14 protein-coding genes are annotated in these 18516 nt (G+C 74.0%); 11 read left to right on the top strand and 3 right to left on the bottom strand.

From position 1 onward, the window contains the following. Positions 1-167: 167 nt before the first annotated feature. Positions 168-1715 carry a M1 family metallopeptidase gene (locus B446_RS06150; RefSeq protein ID WP_020938554.1) on the bottom strand — a complete coding sequence of 516 codons (1548 nt, stop codon included), beginning with the start codon at positions 1713-1715 and terminating at the stop codon, positions 168-170. Positions 1716-1967: 252 nt separating this feature from the next. Here B446_RS06150 and B446_RS06145 point away from each other — a divergent pair, with 252 nt between their 5' ends. From B446_RS06145 to B446_RS06135, 3 genes are all read left to right on the top strand, one after another. Continuing rightward, on the top strand, positions 1968-3440 hold the full coding sequence (locus B446_RS06145; RefSeq protein ID WP_020938553.1) for an exopolysaccharide biosynthesis polyprenyl glycosylphosphotransferase: 1473 nt from the start codon (positions 1968-1970) through the stop codon (positions 3438-3440). Between the two features lie 233 nt (positions 3441-3673). Beyond that, complete coding sequence (locus tag B446_RS06140; protein ID WP_020938552.1) at positions 3674-4261, top strand: acetyltransferase; 588 nt, start codon at positions 3674-3676, stop codon at positions 4259-4261. Further along, a complete protein-coding gene (locus B446_RS06135) occupies positions 4258-5607 on the top strand; it encodes a glycosyltransferase (RefSeq protein WP_020938551.1) in 1350 nt (449 codons plus the stop codon). Before B446_RS06140 ends, B446_RS06135 begins: the two co-directional genes overlap by 4 nt. A 442-nt stretch (positions 5608-6049) precedes the next feature. Here B446_RS06135 and B446_RS06130 read toward each other — a convergent pair whose 3' ends face one another. Together B446_RS06130 and B446_RS06125 are read right to left on the bottom strand one after the other, a co-directional pair. Further along, complete coding sequence (locus B446_RS06130; protein ID WP_020938550.1) at positions 6050-7249, bottom strand: glycosyltransferase family 4 protein; 1200 nt, start codon at positions 7247-7249, stop codon at positions 6050-6052. Between the two features lie 32 nt (positions 7250-7281). Next, a complete protein-coding gene (locus B446_RS06125) occupies positions 7282-8262 on the bottom strand; it encodes an NAD-dependent epimerase/dehydratase family protein (protein ID WP_020938549.1) in 981 nt (326 codons plus the stop codon). 271 nt (positions 8263-8533) lie between these two features. Between B446_RS06125 and B446_RS06120 the strand changes: the two genes are divergently transcribed. The 8 genes from B446_RS06120 to pqqA all read left to right on the top strand — a co-directional run bounded on the left by B446_RS06120 (position 8534) and on the right by pqqA (position 18513). After that, positions 8534-10000, top strand: coding sequence for a hypothetical protein (locus tag B446_RS06120; RefSeq protein ID WP_020938548.1), 1467 nt, complete (start codon positions 8534-8536; stop codon positions 9998-10000). Further along, a complete protein-coding gene (locus tag B446_RS06115) occupies positions 9997-11580 on the top strand; it encodes a hypothetical protein (RefSeq protein WP_020938547.1) in 1584 nt (527 codons plus the stop codon). The genes B446_RS06120 and B446_RS06115 overlap by 4 nt, the downstream gene beginning before the upstream one ends. Next, complete coding sequence (locus tag B446_RS06110) at positions 11577-13121, top strand: oligosaccharide flippase family protein (RefSeq protein WP_020938546.1); 1545 nt, start codon at positions 11577-11579, stop codon at positions 13119-13121. Before B446_RS06115 ends, B446_RS06110 begins: the two co-directional genes overlap by 4 nt. An 82-nt stretch (positions 13122-13203) precedes the next feature. Then, a complete protein-coding gene (locus tag B446_RS06105) occupies positions 13204-14745 on the top strand; it encodes a hypothetical protein (RefSeq protein ID WP_020938545.1) in 1542 nt (513 codons plus the stop codon). Next, positions 14742-15209, top strand: a complete 468-nt coding sequence (locus tag B446_RS06100; RefSeq protein WP_020938544.1) for an adenylyltransferase/cytidyltransferase family protein — start codon at positions 14742-14744, stop codon at positions 15207-15209. Before B446_RS06105 ends, B446_RS06100 begins: the two co-directional genes overlap by 4 nt. A gap of 30 nt (positions 15210-15239) precedes the next feature. Continuing rightward, positions 15240-16841 (top strand): glycosyl hydrolase family 28-related protein, encoded by a 1602-nt coding sequence (locus B446_RS06095; protein ID WP_020938543.1) that lies wholly within the window; start codon positions 15240-15242, stop codon positions 16839-16841. 329 nt (positions 16842-17170) lie between these two features. Beyond that, the gene (locus B446_RS06090; RefSeq protein WP_234967461.1) at positions 17171-18322 is read left to right on the top strand and encodes a PQQ-dependent sugar dehydrogenase; all 1152 of its coding nucleotides are present in this window, start codon (positions 17171-17173) and stop codon (positions 18320-18322) included. A 59-nt stretch (positions 18323-18381) separates the two neighbouring features. Continuing rightward, on the top strand, positions 18382-18513 hold the full coding sequence (gene pqqA / locus B446_RS06085; protein WP_020938541.1) for a pyrroloquinoline quinone precursor peptide PqqA: 132 nt from the start codon (positions 18382-18384) through the stop codon (positions 18511-18513). Positions 18514-18516: the final 3 nt, after the last annotated feature.

Genomic DNA, 18516 nt, shown 5'->3' with positions numbered 1-18516 from the left:
GCCAGGACAAACGCGGGCAGGGCGATGGGGGGTTGCCCTGTGCGTCACCCCTCGTACGTTTCCGTGCCTCGCGCGCCGCGTCGCGCCGAGCGTCACCGGCGTGGACCAGCCACCGGGTACAGGCCACCCGGTCGGCGGCAGTCGCGCCGGGCCGGGCGGGGCGGTCCTCAGTCCTCCTCGACGGGGTCCACGCGCCAGTCGGGACGGCCGGGCATGGGCGGGGTGTGCGGCCCGTACAGCCACGCCGTCAGAAAGGGCGTCAGGTCCTGACCGGCCACGCGGGAGGCCAGTCTGACGAAGTCTCGGGTGCCGGCCACCCGGCCCCGATAGGTCGTCACCCAGGACCGTTCGATCCGGTCGAAGGCGGCCTCGCCCACCTTCTGGCGCAGCGCGTAGAGGACCAGCGCGGAGCCGTCGTAGCGCATCTGGCGGAACAGGGTCCCCGCGGTGGGTTCGGCGGGCGCGCCGTCGTCGTGCCGCCACTGGTCGTGCTGCTCGTAGGCGGCCCGCATCGCCTCGTCGAGGTCCGGGCCGCCGTGACCGTCGGTGTAGAGGCGTTCGTAGTAGCGGGCGTGTCCCTCGCTCAGCCACAGGTCGGACCAGCGGCGGATCGCCACGCTGTCGCCGGTCCAGTGGTGGGCGAGTTCGTGCACCAGGTTGCGTTCGGCGTCGACCCGGTCGCCGAGCAGGTCGGCGCTGGGCACCACGGACAGCGACTGGGTCTCCAGGGCCACCGGCAGCTCCGTGTCCCCGACCAGCACGCCGTAGCGCCGGAAGGGGTAGGGGCCGAGCCGCTGTTCCAGCCAGGCCAGATGGTCCGGGGTGAGCGAGCGGTACGCGCGGGTGGCGCCGACCAGGTCCTCGGCGACCACGTCGCGCACGGGCAGTCCGTGCGGCCCCGTGCCGTCCACGAGGGCGAACCTGCCGATGGCCAGCTGGACCAGCTGGGGCGCGAGCGGGTGCTCGGAGTCGTACGTCCACCGGGTCCGCCCGTCCGGCTGCCGTACACGCTCCACGAGCCGTCCGTTGGCGACGGCGGTCAGGCCCGGCGGGGTGGTGACGTGGAAGGTGAACGGCGCGCGCAGGCTGGGGTGGTCGTCGGCCGGGAAGACCATCCGGGCGCCGTCGGGCTGCGGGGCCAGCAGGGTGCCGTCGGCCGTGGGGACCCAGCCGTAGTCCTGGATGGCGTCGTCGCGGTGGCGGCGCAGCGTGGGGTCGGCGGTGTAGGCGACCCGGACGGTGAACGTGCCGCCGCGGGGGATGGGCCGCGCCGGGGTGACGACCAGTTCGTCGCCGTCGCGGGTGAACCGGGCCGGGGCGCCGTCCACGCTCACCGTGTGCAGCGTGTTGCCCGCGAAGTCCAGGTCGAAGCGGGACAGCGCCTGGGTGGCGGTGGCGCGCAGCGCGGCGGTCGCGGGGAACGGCGTGCCGGGCGCGCGCCAGTCGAAGTCGAGGGTGTAGCGCCGCACCGTGTATCCGCCGTTGCCGTCGAGCGGCACGAGCGGATCTCCGATGCCCGGGGCCCCGGGTGACGGGACCTCACCCGCGGGGCGGGGGGAGCCGCCGGGGGCCGGCCGGCCGGCGCGGGGCGGGGCCGTGCGCTCCCCGGCCGGAAGGACGACGGTGAGGACGGCGGCGGTGACCCCCGCGGCGCCGGCGAGGACGAGCGCCGCGCGGCGGGCGCGGGAGCCGTGCCGGACGGACGGTCCCCTCACCGGACGGGCCGGTCGGCGGGGTGGGTCGGCAGAGCCGGTCGACCGTCGGCACGCGTGAGGTCCATGGCCGCTCCCTCGGAAGGAGTGTTACGGGATGTATGTCATGCATCATCCTAAGAACGACGGATATCTAAATCGGACATGCCGCCCTATACCTTGATATAAAGATCGCATAAACGCGTGGCCGTCCCCTGGGCGACCTGTGCGAGGCCGCGCCCCCCTTGTCTGCGATGGAAGCTCCCAAGGAGTGGCATGAGGCCGTTCAGAGTCGCGGCATCCCGGCAGGCACCGGTACCCGTGGTACGCAGGCCCGCCCATCCCGACGGCGCCAGGGCGCGCTGGTACGGGCCCCTGTCGATCGGCGTGGACCTGGCCGGCGCGGCGCTGCCGGTCGCCGCGGCCATCGTGGAGGTCCGCGAACCGCATCCCGTGCGCCTCGCGGTGGCCGCGGCCCTGCTGTGGCCGCTGATCAGGGTGGCCGGCAAGCGGTACACGCCCGCCGCCTGGGGTGACGGGGGAGTCCTGCGGGCCGTCACCCGGGACTGGCTGGTGCTGGTCGGCGCCCTCGCGACGCTGCGGGTGCTGTGCGGCCTGAACAGCGTGCCCGCCGAGGCGTTCACGGCGCTCATCCCCGCGCTGGTCCTCACGGCCGTCTGCCAGAAACTGATCCACCGTCACCTGCGGGCCGCCCGCCGGGCCGGCCGCGCCCTGCGGCACGTGCTGGTGGTCGGCGAGGGCCCGACCGTCGACGCGGTGGTCGCCCAGCTCGCCCAGCGCACCGACCACGCCTACGTGATCGTCGGCTGCTGCCCGGTCGGGGAGCGGGAGGTGCTCTCCGGCGTGCCGGTGGACACGCGGCTGCCCTGCGAGACGCCCGGCAGCCCGGACGAGGACGCCGCCGTGGTGCTCGCGGCCGCCGACACCTTCTCGGCCGACCTGGTCTTCGTGGTGCCGGGACCCCACCTGTCGGGGGAGCGGCTGCGCCATCTGTCCTGGAACCTGCACGACCGGGACTACCCGCTCGTCGTGCTGCCCGGCATCGTCGACGTCGCACGCCGGCGGGTCCGGCTCACCTCGGCCGCCGGCCTCACCCTGCTGCACGTCGTGCCGCCGCTGCGCCGGGGCGCGCCGGCGCTGCTGAAGGCCGTCGTGGACCGGGTGGGTGCCGCCGTGCTGATCGTGCTGCTCGCGCCGCTGCTGCTCGTACTGGCGCTCGCCGTCCGGCTCGGCTCGCCCGGCCCCGCCCTGTACCGGCAGACACGGGCGGGCCTGCACAACGTGCCCTTCTCCATGTGGAAGTTCCGCACCATGGTCGTCGACGCGGACCGGCTCAGGACCGAGCTCGAGGACGCGAACGAGAACGACGGCCACATGTTCAAGATGCGCCGCGACCCCCGGGTCACCCCGCTCGGGCGCGTCCTGCGCCGCTACTCGCTGGACGAGCTGCCCCAGCTGTTCAACGTCCTGCTCGGTCACATGTCCCTGGTCGGCCCCCGCCCCCCGGTGCCCGAGGAGGTCGCCAAGTACGACCGGGTCGAGCTGCGCCGGCTCAGCGTCAAACCGGGCCTGACCGGTCTGTGGCAGGTCAGCGGGCGCTCGGACCTGTCCTGGCACGAGACGGTCGCGCTCGACCTGCGCTACGTCGACAACTGGTCCCCGGCCGTGGACATGAACGTCATCGTCCGCACCGTGCGCGCGGTGCTCGACGGCCAGGGCGCCTACTAGCCCAGGGCGCCTACTGGCCCAGGGCGCCTACTGGCCCAGGGCGCCTACTGGCCCAGGGCGCCTACTGGCCCGGGGCACGCCTCCCGGCGCCCCGGTGTCCCGGCGGGGGCGCCGGGGCGCTCCGCCATCCGGGCAGCCCTGCCGCCAACACGCCTCGCACACGGGTCGGCGCACTCGCGCGCCGTGAAGGATCACGCACGTGGATGCCCCGGCCCTCCGAAAGGGACACTGTGATGGCGCAGACCGCCGCCCCGCCCCCCGCTGACTCCGCACCGGTCACCCCGGACCGGCCCGTGACCTCGCGCTCCCTGCGCGGTTTCACCGGCAGGGGATACGACAAGGGGCGCCCACTGCTCGCCCAGGCCGCCTGGTTCGCCGCCCTCCACCTCCTCTTCGTCAAGTGGTGGTTCCCGGCCCGCTGGCGCCCGGCGCTGCTGCGCGCCTTCGGCGCCCGCGTCGGACGCCGGGTGCTGATCCGGCACGGCGTACGGGTGCACTGGCCCTGGAAGCTGGAGATCGGCGACGACGTGTGGATCGGCGAGGGCGCCTGGATCCTCAACCTCGAACCGGTGACCATCGGCAGCGACTGCTGTGTCTCCCAGAGCGCACTGCTGTGCACCGGCAGCCACCGCCGCCGCTCCGCCACGTTCGAGTTCGACAACGGACCCATCCGCCTGGAGCCGGGCAGCTGGGTCGCGGCCCGTGCCGTCGTGCTGCGCGGCGTCACCGTCGGCCGGGGCGGTGTCGTCGGCGCGGGTGCGGTCGCCCACCGGGACCTGGCGCCCGGCGCGGTCCTGACGACGAGGGGAGACGCGGCATGAGACTGCTGCACGTGGTGACGCTCGTCAGCGACGACGGCGCGTTCGGCGGCCCGACGAGCGTGGCGGTCGCCCAGCTGGAGGAACTGGCCGCACGCGGCCACGACGTGACGCTGATGTCCCTGTGGCGGGGCCGGGGCCGGGGACCGCGCCGGATCGGCTCCGTACGGCTGCGCACCCGGCCCGCGCGGGCGCTGCTGCCGGGCCGCGGGTTCCTCGCCCTGCTCCACCCCCTGCTGGTGCGCGACCTGTGGCGGGCCATGCGCGACGCCGACGCCGTGCACGTCCACGCGGGCCGCGATCTGGTCTCGCTCGCCGCCCTCGCGGTCGCCGCCCTGCGCCGCGTCCCCTGCGTCGCCCAGACCCACGGCATGGTCGAGCCGCGCACCTCGGCCGCCGTCCGGCTGTTCGACCTGGTCTACCTGCCGCTGCTGCGCCGGACACGCACCTGTCTCGTCCTCACCGAGCACGAGCGGCGGATGGTGGACCGGGTGCTCGGGCCCGGCGGCCCGCCGCTGCGTGTCCTGCCCAACGGCATCCGCCCGGCGCCGCCGGAGCCGGGGCGGCGGCAGCCGCGCGACCCCCATGTGCTGTTCCTGGCCCGGCTGCACCCGCGCAAGCGCCCCGAGGCGTTCGTCGAGATGGCGGCGCTGGTCCACCGGGAGATGCCGGAGGCCCGGTTCACGCTGTACGGCCCGGACGACGGATCGCTGCCCGCCGTGCGACGGCTCATCGCCGGCGGGCTCGACGGCGTGGTCCGCTACGGCGGGGCGCTCGACCCCGCCGAGGCGCGCGAGGCGTACCGGAGCGCCGCCGTGCACGTGCTGGCCAGTGTGAACGAGCCGTTCGGGATGACGGTCATCGAGGCGCTGGCCGTCGGCACGCCCGTCGTGTGCACCGACACCTGCGGCATCGCCGGTGAACTGGAGCGCCGGGGCGCCGCGGTCGTCACCGACGGCAGTCCGCGGGCGATGGCGGACGCGGTGCGCGCGCTGCTCGGCGACCCGGAGCTGTGCGACCGGATGGCGGAGGCGGGCCGGCGCGTGGTCGAGGAGGTCTTCTCCATCCACGCGGTGGCGGACCGGCTGGAGGACGTCTACCGGGGGAGGGACACGGCCCGCACGGACCACCCTGACGGCGACGGCCGGAACGGCTACGACGGCCAGGCCGGCCGGCACAGTCGGCACACCCAGGACGGCTACGGCGGCCACGCCGGCCGGGACAGTCAGGACGCCCAGGACGGCTACGGCGGCCACGCCGGCCGGGACAGTCGGGACGCCCAAGACGGCCGGGACGACCAAGTCGGCCAGGACGGCCGGGACGACCAGGTCGGCCAGGAGAGTCGGTAGGGCCAGGACGGACGGTCGGGAGGGTCGGAAGGCCAGAGCAGCCAGGACGGTCGGCGCGGTCAGCTCGGCCCGCAGGGCGAGAGTGGCCGGCCCGGCCTGGCCGGCCTGCTCGGCCCGTGCGGCCCGTGCGGCCCGTGCGGCCCGTTCGGCCCGTTCGGCCCGTTCGGCCCGTGCGGCCCGTGCGGCCCGTGCGGCCCGTGCGGCCTGTACGGCCTGTACGGCCCGTTCGGCCCGTTCGGCCTGTACGGCCCGCACGGCCCGCACGGCGACATTGGCCCGTTCGGCCCGCTCTGCCCGCGCGGGCAGGCGCTGCGCGCGGCCACGGCGATGCGCCGGCCGCTTCGGAGCCGGCCGCTTCGGAGCCCGCCGCCGGATGGGCGCTCGGGGCCTCACGCCGACGGCGGGGCCGACCGCGGAGCCGGCGGCGGGTGCCGCCGCCGGCTCAGTGTGCCGATCCGCGGCTCACGCTCCAGAGGATGTCCTCGAAGCGGGTAACGCAGCCCTCCAGCGCGAACTCCCGCTCGGCGAGCGCACGGCTCTCCTTGCCCAGCTCCTCGGCGCGCGCCGGGTCCGCTAGGACCTGCCGCACCCAGGCGGCCGCGTCGTCGAGCGCGGACTCCTCGGGCGCGAACACCGCCGACCCGGCCTCGCGCAGCAGCCGTGCCGCGAGGTTGTCGCCGGGCATCAGGCCGAGCACCGGACGCCCGGCGCACAGGTAGGACAGCGTCTTGGACGGGACCGAGAACTGCCCCGCGTCCGGGCCCAGCAGGACGACGAGGACGTCACCCGTGCCCAGCACCTCGGGCAGCCGCTCGTAGGGCTGGAAGGGCAGCAGGGTGAGGTCGACACCGCGGGCGGCGGCCGTCTCCCTGAGCACCGGTACGGCCGGACCGTCGTTGACGACGACGAGCCGTACCGGAGCGCCCTGGTCGCGCAGCCGCTCCGCCAGCCGCACCAGCAGGGCCGGGTTGTGCTTGAGCCCCAGGGTGCCCGAGTACAGCACCGTCCGCACGCCGTCGAGACCGTGCTCGCCGGACCACGCGTTGGCCCGCGGCACCGGCACGATCTCGTCCAGCGGCGCCCAGTTGGGGATGACCGAGACCTTGTCGGCGGTGCCCCAGCCCTCGTGGACCCGGACGAAGGAGTCGGCGATCACCACGATGGCCGAGGCGCGCCGGGCCGCCCACTTCTCGCCCGCGCCGATGACCTTGGCGGCCAGGCCCATGGACCTCGCGACACCGGCGGCCGCAAAGCTGCGCAGCGCGACCGCCGTCACGTCCTGGTGCCACAGCACCCACGGCACCCGCAACCGGTGCAGCGCGGCGGCGGTCACCACCAGCGCCGGCACCGGCAGGTTGGACAGCAGCGCCACGTCGGGGTTCTCCCGGCGCACCTGGCGGGCCAGTTCCAGGCCCAGCCGGGTCTCCTGGTGCAGCCGGTGGAAGTACGCCTGCTTCCGCAGCCGCGTGCCGTCGCCGATGGTGAGGAAGCGCAACCCGTCGGCGGACGGGGCGAGGTTGCCCTTGCCGGAGACGTACGCGGTGCACGTCGAGTGGGCGACGTCGTGCCCGCGGCGGGCCAGTTCCCGGCTCAGCTGGGCCTGGAACGGGTGGCCGCTGTAGTCGTGGACGAGGATCCGCATCGGCTCCGCGTTCCCCTCTGCTCGGCCCGGCATCACTGCTGGGAGCGCTTGACCTGGTCGTAGACCCAGGCGTAGGTCTTCTCCAGGCCGTCGGTCAGGGAGACCGAGGGCTCCCAGCCGTAGATCTCGCGGATCAGGGTGTTGTCGGAGTTGCGGCCACGCACGCCCTGCGGCGCGTCGAGCCGGTGGCTGCGCTCGCAGCGGATGCCCGCGATCTCCTCGACGATGTCGACGAGCTGGTTGATGGTCACCAGTTCCGAGGAGCCGAGGTTGACCGGGACACCGCTGTCCCCGTCCATGATCATGCGGCTGCCGTGCAGACAGTCGTCGATGTACATGAAGGAGCGGGTCTGCAGGCCGTCGCCCCAGATCTCGATCCGGTGGTCCCCGGAGAGGACCGCCTCCGCCACCTTCCGGCACACCGCGGCGGGCGCCTTCTCCCGGCCGCCGTCCCAAGTGCCGTTCGGGCCGTAGACGTTGTGGTAGCGGGCGACGCGGGTGGCGAACCCGTAGTCCTCCGTGTAGTGGCGGCACATGCGCTCGGTGAAGAGCTTCTCCCAGCCGTAGCCGTCCTCGGGCTGCGCCGGGTAGGCGTCCTCCTCGCGCAGCGCGGTCACGTCCGGGTCGGTCTGCTTGCCGGCGGCGTAGACGCAGGCGGACGAGGAGTAGAAGTACCGTTCCACGCCGGCCTCGTGCGCGGCCTGCAGCATGTGGGTGCTGGTCAGCACCGACATCATGCAGGCGGCCTTGTTGTTCTCGATGAAGCCCATGCCGCCCATGTCGGCGGCCAGCATGTACACCTGCCGGGCGCCCCGGACGCCCGCCCGCGCGTGCTCCAGCAGCGACAGGTCGGCGACGACGTTCTCGGCGGCGTCGTGGACCTGGTACCACTCGTGCCGCGGCTTGACGTCGATGGAGCGGACGGTCAGACCCCCGGCCAGCAGGTCACCCACCAGGTGACCGCCGATGAATCCCCCGCCTCCGGCAACGACGACGTCGACCTGCTTGTTCATGGGCAGCTCCTCGGTCCGATCGGTACGTGATCCGTCCTGTTGTGATCAGCAATACATATTTGTGGTGATTTGCCGTAAATGGCACGCCGTTCGCCGGGTCGCGTCCCCCCTGATGACGGCGTTTCCCGTGCGCCTTCGCGGAGGGCCGGGATTCGCGCGCGCCTGGGGTGAATAGTGAAGAATGGGCGTTATAAAGCTGTTGATGATGTATCAGACGAAATGCCGGAGTAGTGGGGAAACCGGGACGACGCGGGCGGCCGAGGTCCGCGGCGTGACCGCGGTGTCCCTGTGGTCCCTGGCGCTGATCGTCCTGCTGCCGGTCCTGGTACTCCAGTCGGGCGGCGGGCACGTGTCGGCGCCGCTCGCCCTGCAGGGCGTCGTCGTGGTGCACACCGGCGTGGCCCTGACCCGGGTGCTGACCGGGACCCGGGTACGGCTCGTCGCCCTCGGCTTCTGGGTCTTCGCCTACATCTGGTTCGGCCTCGCACCGCTGGCCATGCTCGCCACCGACTCCTACCCGTGGGCCTACCGGGCCGACGAGGGGACCTCCCTCACGGCCGTGGCGGTCGTCGAACTCGGTCTCCTCGCCCACAGCGCGGGAACGGCCGTCGCCGCCCGCCGGGAGCTCGCGCGGACCGCCCGGCCGCTCGGCACCCCGCCCGGGCCCGTGGAGCGGCTGCTCTCCCGCCGTCTCGCGCCCTGGCGCGTCGTGGCGCTCTGCGGGCTCGCGCTCGCCCTCGCCGTCGTCGTCGTCCCCGCCCAGCAGGGCGGCATCGAGGCGTACTTCACGAGCCGTCAGGCACTGCGCGAGGCAGGCGCCATGGACGCCTCGCAGGACGCCTTCCTCCAGGCCCTGCGCAACTGGTCGCTGTCCGTGCCCGCGTTCTGGGCGCTGCTCGGCCTGCTGCGGCTGCCGACCCGGCCCCGCGGCGACCGGCTGCTGCGCGGGCTCCGCCGGCTGCTGCTGCCCGTGCTCCTGGCCCTGAACGTCGTCGTCAACAACCCCGTCAGCAAGCCGAGGTTCTGGGCCGGCACGGTGCTGCTCACCCTGCTGTTCGCCGTTCCCCGGCTGTGCCGTCCGCGCGCCTTCCGGGCCGTCGCGGCCACCGTCATGGCGGCCGTGCTCCTCGTCTTCCCCTACAGCGACTACTTCCGCTACAGCGACCGCGAACAGGTCGCCGTGGTCTCCCTCGCCGAGCAGTTCACCACCAACGGCGACTACGACGCCTTCCAGCAGGTGCAGACCGGCATCGACTACGCGCGGGACAAGGGCTTCTCGCCGACGGACGCGCTGGGCGCCCCCCTGTTCCTGGTCCCGCGCTCGGTGTGGCCGGACAAGCCGAAGGACACCGGCATCGCGCTCGCCGAGTGGGCCGGCTACGACTTCCTCAACCTCTCCGCGCCGCTGTGGACCGAGAGCTACCTGTGGGCCGGACCGCCCGCGGTGGCCCTGGTGTTCTTCCTGCTCGGCGCCGTCGGCCGGCGGATGGACGACGTACGGCACCGGCTGCGCGACCGGCGCGGCGCCCTCGCGCCGCTCCTGGTCCCGGCCTTCGGCTTCTACCAGATGATCTTCCTGCGCGGCAGCCTGCTCGGCATCGTGGGCCCGCTGACGCTCCTGATGACCGTCCCGCTGCTGGTCACCGCCCGCACCGCCCGGACGTCCCGGCTGCCGTCGGCGCTGCCGGCCGCACCCACCCCGCACGCATCGATCCCCGGAACAGGAGGGCACTCGTGACCGGCCCCACCCCCTTCGACGACCGGTACGACGAGCCGGTCCAGCTGCGCCACCAACTGCGCCGACTGCTGCGCCACCGCCTCATGATCACGCTGGGCATCGTCCTGGGCCTGCTCGGCGGCGGGGCCCTGGCGATGGCCCGCGCCCACACCTACACCTCCACCAGCGAAGTCCTCGTACGCTCCACCGCCGACCCCTTCGGCACGGTCGCCGTCGCCGCCGACAACCAGGTCAGCATGGGCACCGAGCAGCAGATCGCCGCCAGCGCGGCGGTCGCCATCCGCGCGGCCCACGCCCTCGGGCAGCCCGACAGCCGCGCGGCCGCGCTCGAGGACGACCTGCGCATCACCAACCCCGCCAAGTCCCAGGTGCTCCGCTTCGAGTTCACCGCCCGGACCCCCGAGCGCGCGGCGCGCGGGGCCAACGCCTTCGCCGAGGCCTACCTGGCCGACCGCAGGGACCGCAACGACGCCGCCGTGAAGCGGGCCACCCACGGCGTGGAGCAGCAGATCGCCGCGGTCACCCAGCAGGCCAGGAAGAAGGCGGACGACGAGGACGCGGCCAGCGCCGCCCAGAGCGAGCTGGCCACCCTGCACAAGCGCGTCTCCGACATCAACTCCCGGGACACCGACGGCGGCGACATCGTCCGCCGGGGCGAGGCACCCACCCGGCCCTCGGGTCCCGGCCGGCCGGTCCTGCTCGTCCTCGGCCTGGCGAGCGGACTCGCCCTCGGCCTGCTGCTGGCGTGGCTGCGCGCCGCGCTCGACTCCCGGGTCCGGTCCGTCGAGGACGTCCGGGCCGCGCTGCGCGCCCCCGTGCTCGGCATGCTGCCCGACGACGGGGAGCACGACGGCACCCTGCCCCGCGTCGGCCGGACCGGCGGCGACCGCACCGAGGCCTACCGCGCCCTCGCCTACCGCCTGCGCGGGACCGGACTCCCGTCCGGCCCCGGCCGGATCCTCGTGGCGTCACCCCGCCGCTCCGCCGCCGCCGGCGAGGTGGCCGTGAACCTGGCCGCCGCCCTGACCGAGTGCGGGGACGAGGTGCTCCTGGTGGACGCCGACCCCGACACCCCCGGCCTCGTGGCGGACCTGCCGCGGGCGCCCGACGGGGAGCGCACGGCAGCCGAGCAGTCGCTGCCCGAGGGCAGCCTCCTCGTCGACGCGGGCAGCGCCGGGCGGTTCGCCTGCTGCTCCAGCGGCGGCACCGGCGCGCACGCCCGGGCGGGAGTGTCCGCCGCGGTCCACCGGATGCTGCCGGCCGCCGGCGCCCGCACCGCGGTCGTCGTCACCCGCCCGCTCCTGGAGCACGCCGACGCGCTGGCAGTCGCCCAGCGCGTCGACGGCGTGCTCCTGGTCACCGGCCTCGGCGTCACCCGGCGCGACGACCTCGACCGGGTGCACGAGCTGATCGGCTGCTCGGGCGGCACCCTGCTCGGCGCCGTCCTCGACTCCGGACGCCGGCGCCCGGGTCCGCGCTCCCTGCTGCGCCGCCGCGCGCGCCGGTCCACGCAGGCGCCCGTCACGCAGCTCGTGGAGCTCCCCGTGAAGGACGACACGCTCACGGCCTCCCGCGGGTGACCGCCACCGGAGAGACGGCACCCGTCCCCGCCGGGGCCGCCGCCCCGCGCGGGGTGGCCGCCGCCGCGCGGGGCGGGTGGTACGGAGTGGCGGGTTCGGCGACCAACGCCGTCTTCGCCTTCCTTTTCGTCGGCCTGATCACCAGGGCCGTCGGAGCGCGCGGCGCCGGAGCGGTCTTCACGGGCGTGGCCCTGTTCACGATCCTCAGCAACACCTGCAAGCTCGGCGCCGACACCGGGCTCGTCCGCTTCGTCTCCCGCGACCTCGCCGTCGGCGGCGGCCGCTCGGTGGGCGCACTGCTGCGCACCGCCCTCGTGCCGGCGGCCGTCGCCGGTGTCGCCGCCGCCCTGCCCCTGCTCTGCTTCCCGGCGGTGGCCACCACGCTCCTGCCCCACCTGCCGCCCGCCGACGCGGTCACCCTGGTCCGGCTCTTCGCTCTCTTCCTGCCGGTCGCCACCGTCGGTCTCGTCCTGCTCGGCGCCACCCAGGGCCACGGCACGGTGCTCCCGTTCGTCGGTGTCGAGCAGATCGGCAAACCCGTGCTGCGGGTGCTGATCGTCCTACCCGTGGCCTACTACGCGCCCGGCATGGTGTCCCTGTCGGCGGCCTGGCTGCTGCCCGCCCTGGCCGGCACCGTCGCCGCCTGGGCGGCCCTGCGCCGCTGCCGCGCCGCGCACGGCACCGCGACGCCCACGGGGCGCCCCGGAACCACCCCCTGGCGGGCCTTCTGGCGGTTCTCGACACCACGCGCGGTGTCCTCGGTCTTCGACATCAGCGCGGTCTGGGTCGGCGTCATCCTGCTGTCGGCGCTGTCCACCAGCTCCGAGGCGGGCGTCTACACCGCCGTCGGCCGCGTCGTCACCGCGGGCACCCTGCTGCAGCTCGCCATCCGGCTCGCCGTGGCCCCCGAGATCAGCAGGCTGCTCGCCGTCGACGAGACCGGCGAGGCCCGCCATCTGCACCACGTCTCCACCTGCTGGGTCGTGCTCTTCTCCTGGCCGCTGTTCGTCCTCGTCGCCGGCTTCCCGCGGACCGTGCTGTCGCTGTTCGGGCCCGAGTTCACGCACGGGGCGCCCGCGCTGGTCGTGCTGTGCGTGGCCTCGATGATCAACGTGGCCGTCGGCAACGCGCAGACGGTGCTGCTCATGGCGGGCAAGAGCTCCTGGCACCTGGTCATCACCGCCGTCGCGTTCACGGTCCAGGTGACCGTGGGGCTGCTCGCGGTACCGGTCTGGGGCGCCCTCGGTGCCGCGGTGTCCTGGGGCGCCGCGATCATCGTGGAGAACCTCTCCGCCGCGGTCCTGATCCGCCGGCGCCTCGGCTTCACCACCGTGGACCGCGGCTACACCACCGCGCTCGGCGTGGGGCTCGTGGTCTCGGTGGCGCTGGCGGCCGCCCGCTCCCTGGCCGGTGACACCGCGTCAGGACTCGCCGCGGCAATTGCAGGTGGGATGTGCACCTTCGGTACTACTTTGTGGTGGTATCGGAAAGTGCTGGGAGTGAGCGAGCTGGTCGGAGTGCTGCGCCGACGCGCCGCATGAGCCCCAGCGAGATGCACCGGGCTCGCCGGGCCCCACGCCACTCACCTCCGCCGTCCACACCACTGCGATCCGGGATGTCCCATTGCGTCTGAGAAAGTCCGCGACGAAGGCGGCCGCGAGCGCTGCGGCCGCCGCTCTGCTCTGCTCCGCCGCCCTGACCGACGCCGCCGCCACCGACGCGGCACCCGCCATCTCGTTCACCGCCGACCCGCTGAGCACCTGGCAGACGAACGGCATCGTCTGGTCCCTGGCCTACGCGCACGGTGTCGTCTACGCGGGGGGCACCTTCGACTCGGTACGGCCGCCCGGCGCCGCACCCGGCCGGCGGGAGGTCGCGCGCCACAACTTCGCCGCCTTCGACGCCAGGACCGGCGCCCTGCTGCCCTGCGCGCCGCGGTTCACCGGCGGCGAGGGGACCGTACGCGCCCTCAGGGCCTCGCCGGACGGACGGGTGCTGTACGTGGGCGGCTCCTTCAGCCGTGTCGGCGACACCGGCGTGGCGAGCGCGGTCGCCCTGGACACGGCCGGCTGCACCCTGCGCCGGGACTTCCGGCCCGCGGTCTCCGCGACCGTACGCGCCATCGAGGCCACCGCCGACACGGTGTACCTCGGCGGCGACTTCGACCTGATCAGCGGCCGGAGCAGGCACCGGGTCGCCGCCCTCACCCCGGCCGGCGCGCTGCTGCCCTTCACCGCCGACCTCGACCGCCCGGTGCGCGCCCTGTCACTCGTCTCCGCGCGCCACCAGCTCTTCGTCGGCGGCGACTTCGACTGGGTCAACGGCCGCCGGGCGCACGCGCTGGCGACCCTGGACTCCGCCACCGGCGCCACGGTGCGCAGCTATCCGGGCTGGATCCCGGACAACTCCTCGGTGCGGACGATCGCCCACGACGACACCCGCTTCTACCTGGGCGGCGACGGGCACGGCCGGGGCTCCTACGACGGACGCATGTCGGGCCGGCTCGACGACGGCGCGCTGGTGTGGAAGGACCACTGCCAGGGCGCCACGCAGGCCGTGCTCATCCACCGCGGCGTCCTCTACAGCGGCTCGCACGCGCACAACTGCTCCTGGACGCCCGGCGGATTCCCGGAGCGGCACGACCGTCAGCATCTGCTGGCCCAGCAGCCGGGGACCGGGGAGATCCTGCACTGGTTCCCCGACACGAACGACGGGATGGGAGAGCCGGTCGGCCCCCGCGCCCTGACACTGGCGGGCGACATCCTGTGGGTCAGCGGCGAGTTCACCGAGGTCAACGACCACCCGCAGCAGAGCCTCACCCGCTTCGGCGCCGGTCCCGACACCGGGGCGCCCGAGGTGCCCGTCCTCGACGTGGTGAGCACGAACCCCGGCCAGGTCACCCTGCGCTGGCAGACCTCCTGGGACCGGGACACCGCGTCGCTGAGCTACCGGCTCTACCGGGACGGGCGCGTCGTCGCGCGGCAGCGGGCGTCCTCCACCTTCTGGAACCGCCCGTGGCTGACCTACACCGACTCCGTGCCCGCCGGCACGCGTCACCAGTACCGGATCGAGGTGACGGACGGGACGAACACCTCGCCCCGCTCGCGCGCCCTGGACGTCGCCGTGCCCCCGAAGCCCCCCACCGGGGCGGCGGGTACCCCGTGAGCCTCACTCGCGTCGGGTACGCGCCGGGAGTCTGGGACCTGTTCCACATCGGCCACCTCAACATCCTGCGCGAGGCGCGCCGGCACTGCGACCGCCTCGTCGTGGGCGTCACCTCCGACGACCTGACCCGGCGCCTGAAGGGCCGGCCCCCGGTCATCCCGCTCTCCGAGCGCCTGGAGATCGTCCGCAGCGTGCGCCACGTCGACGACGCCGTCGTCGAGGAGGAGGACGACAAGTACGCGCGGTGGCGGGAGACCGGCTTCCACGTCGTCTTCAAGGGCGACGACTGGCGGGGAACGGCCAAGTGGCAGGAGCTGGAACGACGCTTCGGCGAGGTCGGCGTCGAGGTCGTCTACTTCCCGTACACCATGCACACCTCCAGCACGCTGCTGCGCGGCGCCCTTGAGCTGGTGGTCCCGGACGAACCCGTTCCGCGGGACGACGCCCTCGCCCCGCAGGAGTAGGACAGCGTCAGCGCCGAAGGAAGGGACATCATGACCGAAAGCGACGGCGACCGGTCCCGTGTCAGCCGCCGGCGCCTGCTGCGCGGCGGGGCGTCGGTGCTGGCCGCGACCTCCCTGACCGCGGCCGGCGCGTCCGCCGCCGCGGGCGCCGCGCCCGGGTTCCGGCGCTCCTCGCGCAAGACGGTCACCGTGGTCGACGTCGCCGACCTCGGGGCCGTGGGCGACGGGCGCACCGACGACACCGGCGCGTTCGAGATCGCCTACTCCATGGCGGCCGCCCGCGTCACCGACGGGGTCGGCCGCGTGGTCGTCCAGATCCCGGCCGGGGAGTTCCTGATCACCCGCCCCAACGCCCTGCTCAACGGCACCGCTCCGCCCCGGCCCGCCAGCGGACTGCGGTTCTCCGGGGCGGGCAAGCGCATGACGACCCTCGTCTTCCGCCCGCAGGACGGCCCGGGCTCCTACCTGTGCCGCAACGAGGACGTCTGGTCGAACCTCTCCTTCGAACGCATGGAGTTCCGCTCGGCCACCCCGGGCGCCTCCTTCTTCTCCTCGTACTCGACCGGGCAGGCGCAGGACTACCGCTTCTCGGAGTGCGAGTGGTCGGGGGAGTGGGAGTACGGACTGGCCCTGGACGGCACGGACACCAACTCGGAGATGCGGTGGGAGGCGTGCCGGGTCGGCGGGAGCTACCGCCGGGCGTTCCTCTACTCGGGCCGCACCGGGCGCGGGCAGGTCCCGAACGACCAGGACCAGTTCCTCAACTACTGGTTCACCGACATGAAGGTCGAGTACGAGTGGGGGAACTTCCTGGAGTTCCCCTACGGCGGATCGATCGCATGCCGGGGAGGCTCGTACATCATCACCGGCAAACGCCCCCAGAGCACCGAGCCGTACGGCACGACGAGCACCTTCTTCCGCTTCCCCGTCGGCGTGCACCACGACTCGGTGCAGCGGTTCCACGCCCAGGACATCCGCTTCGAGGTCCGCGACCCGGACGCGGTGGTCATCGACTGCGCGTGGAGCGGCGGGACCGTCCACTTCAGCGACTGCGACGACACCGCCTTCGCCTTCAAGGACTTCTCCACCGACGTGCGCCCGCACCGCTACACGGTGGGCCCGCGCGGACCGCTGATCCGCTACGACTCCTGCCAGCTCGTGGGCCGCCACCAGTACCGCACGGCCGCCACCGGGAGCGTCCCCGCGGCCGTCGTCCGCTACGACATGTGCCTGCTCCGCAGCCATGAGACCCGGGACTTCGCGGTGGTCGAGGGCACCACCGGGCCGCCCGGCTTCGTCCGCTTCGTCGACTGCATCGGCAAGCGGGACACGACCGCCCCCTCCCAGCCGGCGTCCCCCACGACCACGCCGCCCCCCTGCCTCGGCCCCGGCCAGGCGCCGAGCCGGTCGCCGGAAGGGTCGCCGGCCCCGTCGCCCGCAGGGCCGTCGGGCCCGGCCCCGACGGCCCCGGCCCCGTCCACGGCCGCGTCCGGCGGTCCCGCCCGGTCCCCGAGCCCGGGCCGGCCGCCGGACCCGGCTCCCGCTCCCGCGCCGAACCGCACGACGGCCCCCTCGGCCCCGGGCACCCGGGCGCGGCCGGCCGACGGCACCGGCTGCCCGGCCGGTGAGTGACCGAGTGGCCGAGGGCCGATGAGGCCACCTGGCATGACGGCGCGTCACCCGTCGGAGGGACTTGTCGGCGCCGGTGAGCCGGAGATCGACGCGCCGGTGCCGACCATCGCTGAGAGGGCCGTCAGCAGGATGGAGGGACCCCGGCGGCCGTCGTACGGCGGGCGCCGGACATTCCGAAGGGAGTCGTCGTCCCGCCCCGGCCGCGGCGCTTCCCGCCGGTTCACCACGAAGCGGCTCAGCAATGAGCACCAGCCCCGAAAAGCGCAGGGGGCCGCGCCTTCCCGACGGAAGCCACGCGCTCTCGCCCCCACCGAAGGAAAGGCTCCAGGATGTCACGCTTGGCGCGTTCGGCACTGCACCCGGTCCGTCCGGGCATGGCCGCCGTCACCGCCGTCGCCGCCGTGCTGGCCGTCGGCGGGTCCCAGCCGGCCGCGACGGCCGCGGCCCGGCCGCCCGTCCCGCGCGCACAGGACACCGGTGCCGGCGCCCCCCTCAAGGACGGTGCGCCGGCCGCTGTGGCCACGCTCTCGGACAAGCTGACGACCCCGTGGGGGATCGCCTTCCTGCCGGGCCGGAACGCGGCGCTGGTCACCGAACGCGACACCGGCGTGGTCTGGAAGGTCGCCCTGGACGGGACCAAGCAGCGGGTCGGCACGGTGCCCCACTCGGTGTGGAGCCTGCAGACCCAGGACAAGGGCGGTCTGCTGGGCGTCGCCGCGTCACCGGCGTGGAACGGGAAGACGGACAAGGACGTCTTCTTCATGGAGACCACCGCGACCGACAACCGCGTGGTCCGGATGAGCTTCGACGGCAAGGCGCTGAGCGGCTACACCCCGGTGCTGACCGGAATCGTCAGGGACACCCAGCACAACGGCGGGAAGATCGCCTTCGGCCCCGACGGCTACCTCTACGTCACCACGGGCGACGCCCAGCAGTCGAAGCTGGCGCAGGACAAGAACTCGCTGAACGGCAAGATCCTGCGGATCACCAGGACCGGCGCCGCCGCGCCCGGGAACCCGTTCGGCAACCGCGTCTACAGCTACGGCCACCGCAACCCCCAGGGCCTGGCCTGGGACAGCACCGGCCGGCTGTGGGAGACCGAGATCGGCCAGGACACCTGGGACGAGCTCAACCTCGTCAAGATGGGCCGCAACTACGGCTGGCCCGTCTGCGAGGGAGGCTGCTCCACCGCGGGCATGACGAACCCCAAGATGGTCTGGAAGCCCTCCGACGGCGGCGTGCCCGCCCAGATCGCGATCGTCAGGAACGTCATCTACGCGGCGACCCTGAGCGGCCACCGGCTGTGGCGGGTCCCCATCGGCGCCGGCGGCGAGGCCGTCGGACCGGCCACGGCCTACTACCAGGGTGCCTGGGGCCGGCTGCGGGCACTGGCGAAGGTCCCCGGGGCCGACCGGCTCTGGCTGGGCACGAGCGACCGCGGCGCCGAGAAGGACCTCCTGCTCCAGGTGACCATCAAGTGAAGACCCCCCTCCCGCCCCGGGAGGGTCGACTCACCCCTGTCGAAAGGAAGGTACGCACCATGACCGAAGCCGTCGAGCAGGCCGGGCAGACCCGCGCCGAGGAGACAGAGCAGACTGCCTGGCAGACGCCCGGGTACTCGGTGGTCGACACCGCGCTCGAGGTCACCGCCTACTCCCTCTCCGTCCGCTAACCG

It is taken from the genome of Streptomyces collinus Tu 365 (genome assembly GCF_000444875.1).
GTDB lineage: Bacteria > Actinomycetota > Actinomycetes > Streptomycetales > Streptomycetaceae > Streptomyces > Streptomyces collinus_A.
The sequence above is the reverse complement of the archived record's forward strand: the minus strand, read 5'-3'. Positions and strand labels throughout refer to the sequence as shown.

What these genes read in the sequence shown, in the direction of transcription:
- B446_RS06145 (WP_020938553.1), top strand. Translation starts at nt 1,968, where the DNA reads ATGAGGCCGTTCAGAGTCGCGGCATCCCGGCAGGCACCGGTACCCGTG.
- B446_RS06140 (WP_020938552.1), top strand. Translation starts at nt 3,674, where the DNA reads ATGGCGCAGACCGCCGCCCCGCCCCCCGCTGACTCCGCACCGGTCACC.
- B446_RS06135 (WP_020938551.1), top strand. Translation starts at nt 4,258, where the DNA reads ATGAGACTGCTGCACGTGGTGACGCTCGTCAGCGACGACGGCGCGTTC.
- B446_RS06130 (WP_020938550.1), bottom strand. Translation starts at nt 7,249, where the DNA reads ATGCGGATCCTCGTCCACGACTACAGCGGCCACCCGTTCCAGGCCCAG.
- B446_RS06125 (WP_020938549.1), bottom strand. Translation starts at nt 8,262, where the DNA reads ATGAACAAGCAGGTCGACGTCGTCGTTGCCGGAGGCGGGGGATTCATC.
- B446_RS06095 (WP_020938543.1), top strand. Translation starts at nt 15,240, where the DNA reads ATGACCGAAAGCGACGGCGACCGGTCCCGTGTCAGCCGCCGGCGCCTG.
- B446_RS06090 (WP_234967461.1), top strand. Translation starts at nt 17,171, where the DNA reads ATGTCACGCTTGGCGCGTTCGGCACTGCACCCGGTCCGTCCGGGCATG.
- pqqA (WP_020938541.1), top strand. Translation starts at nt 18,382, where the DNA reads ATGACCGAAGCCGTCGAGCAGGCCGGGCAGACCCGCGCCGAGGAGACA.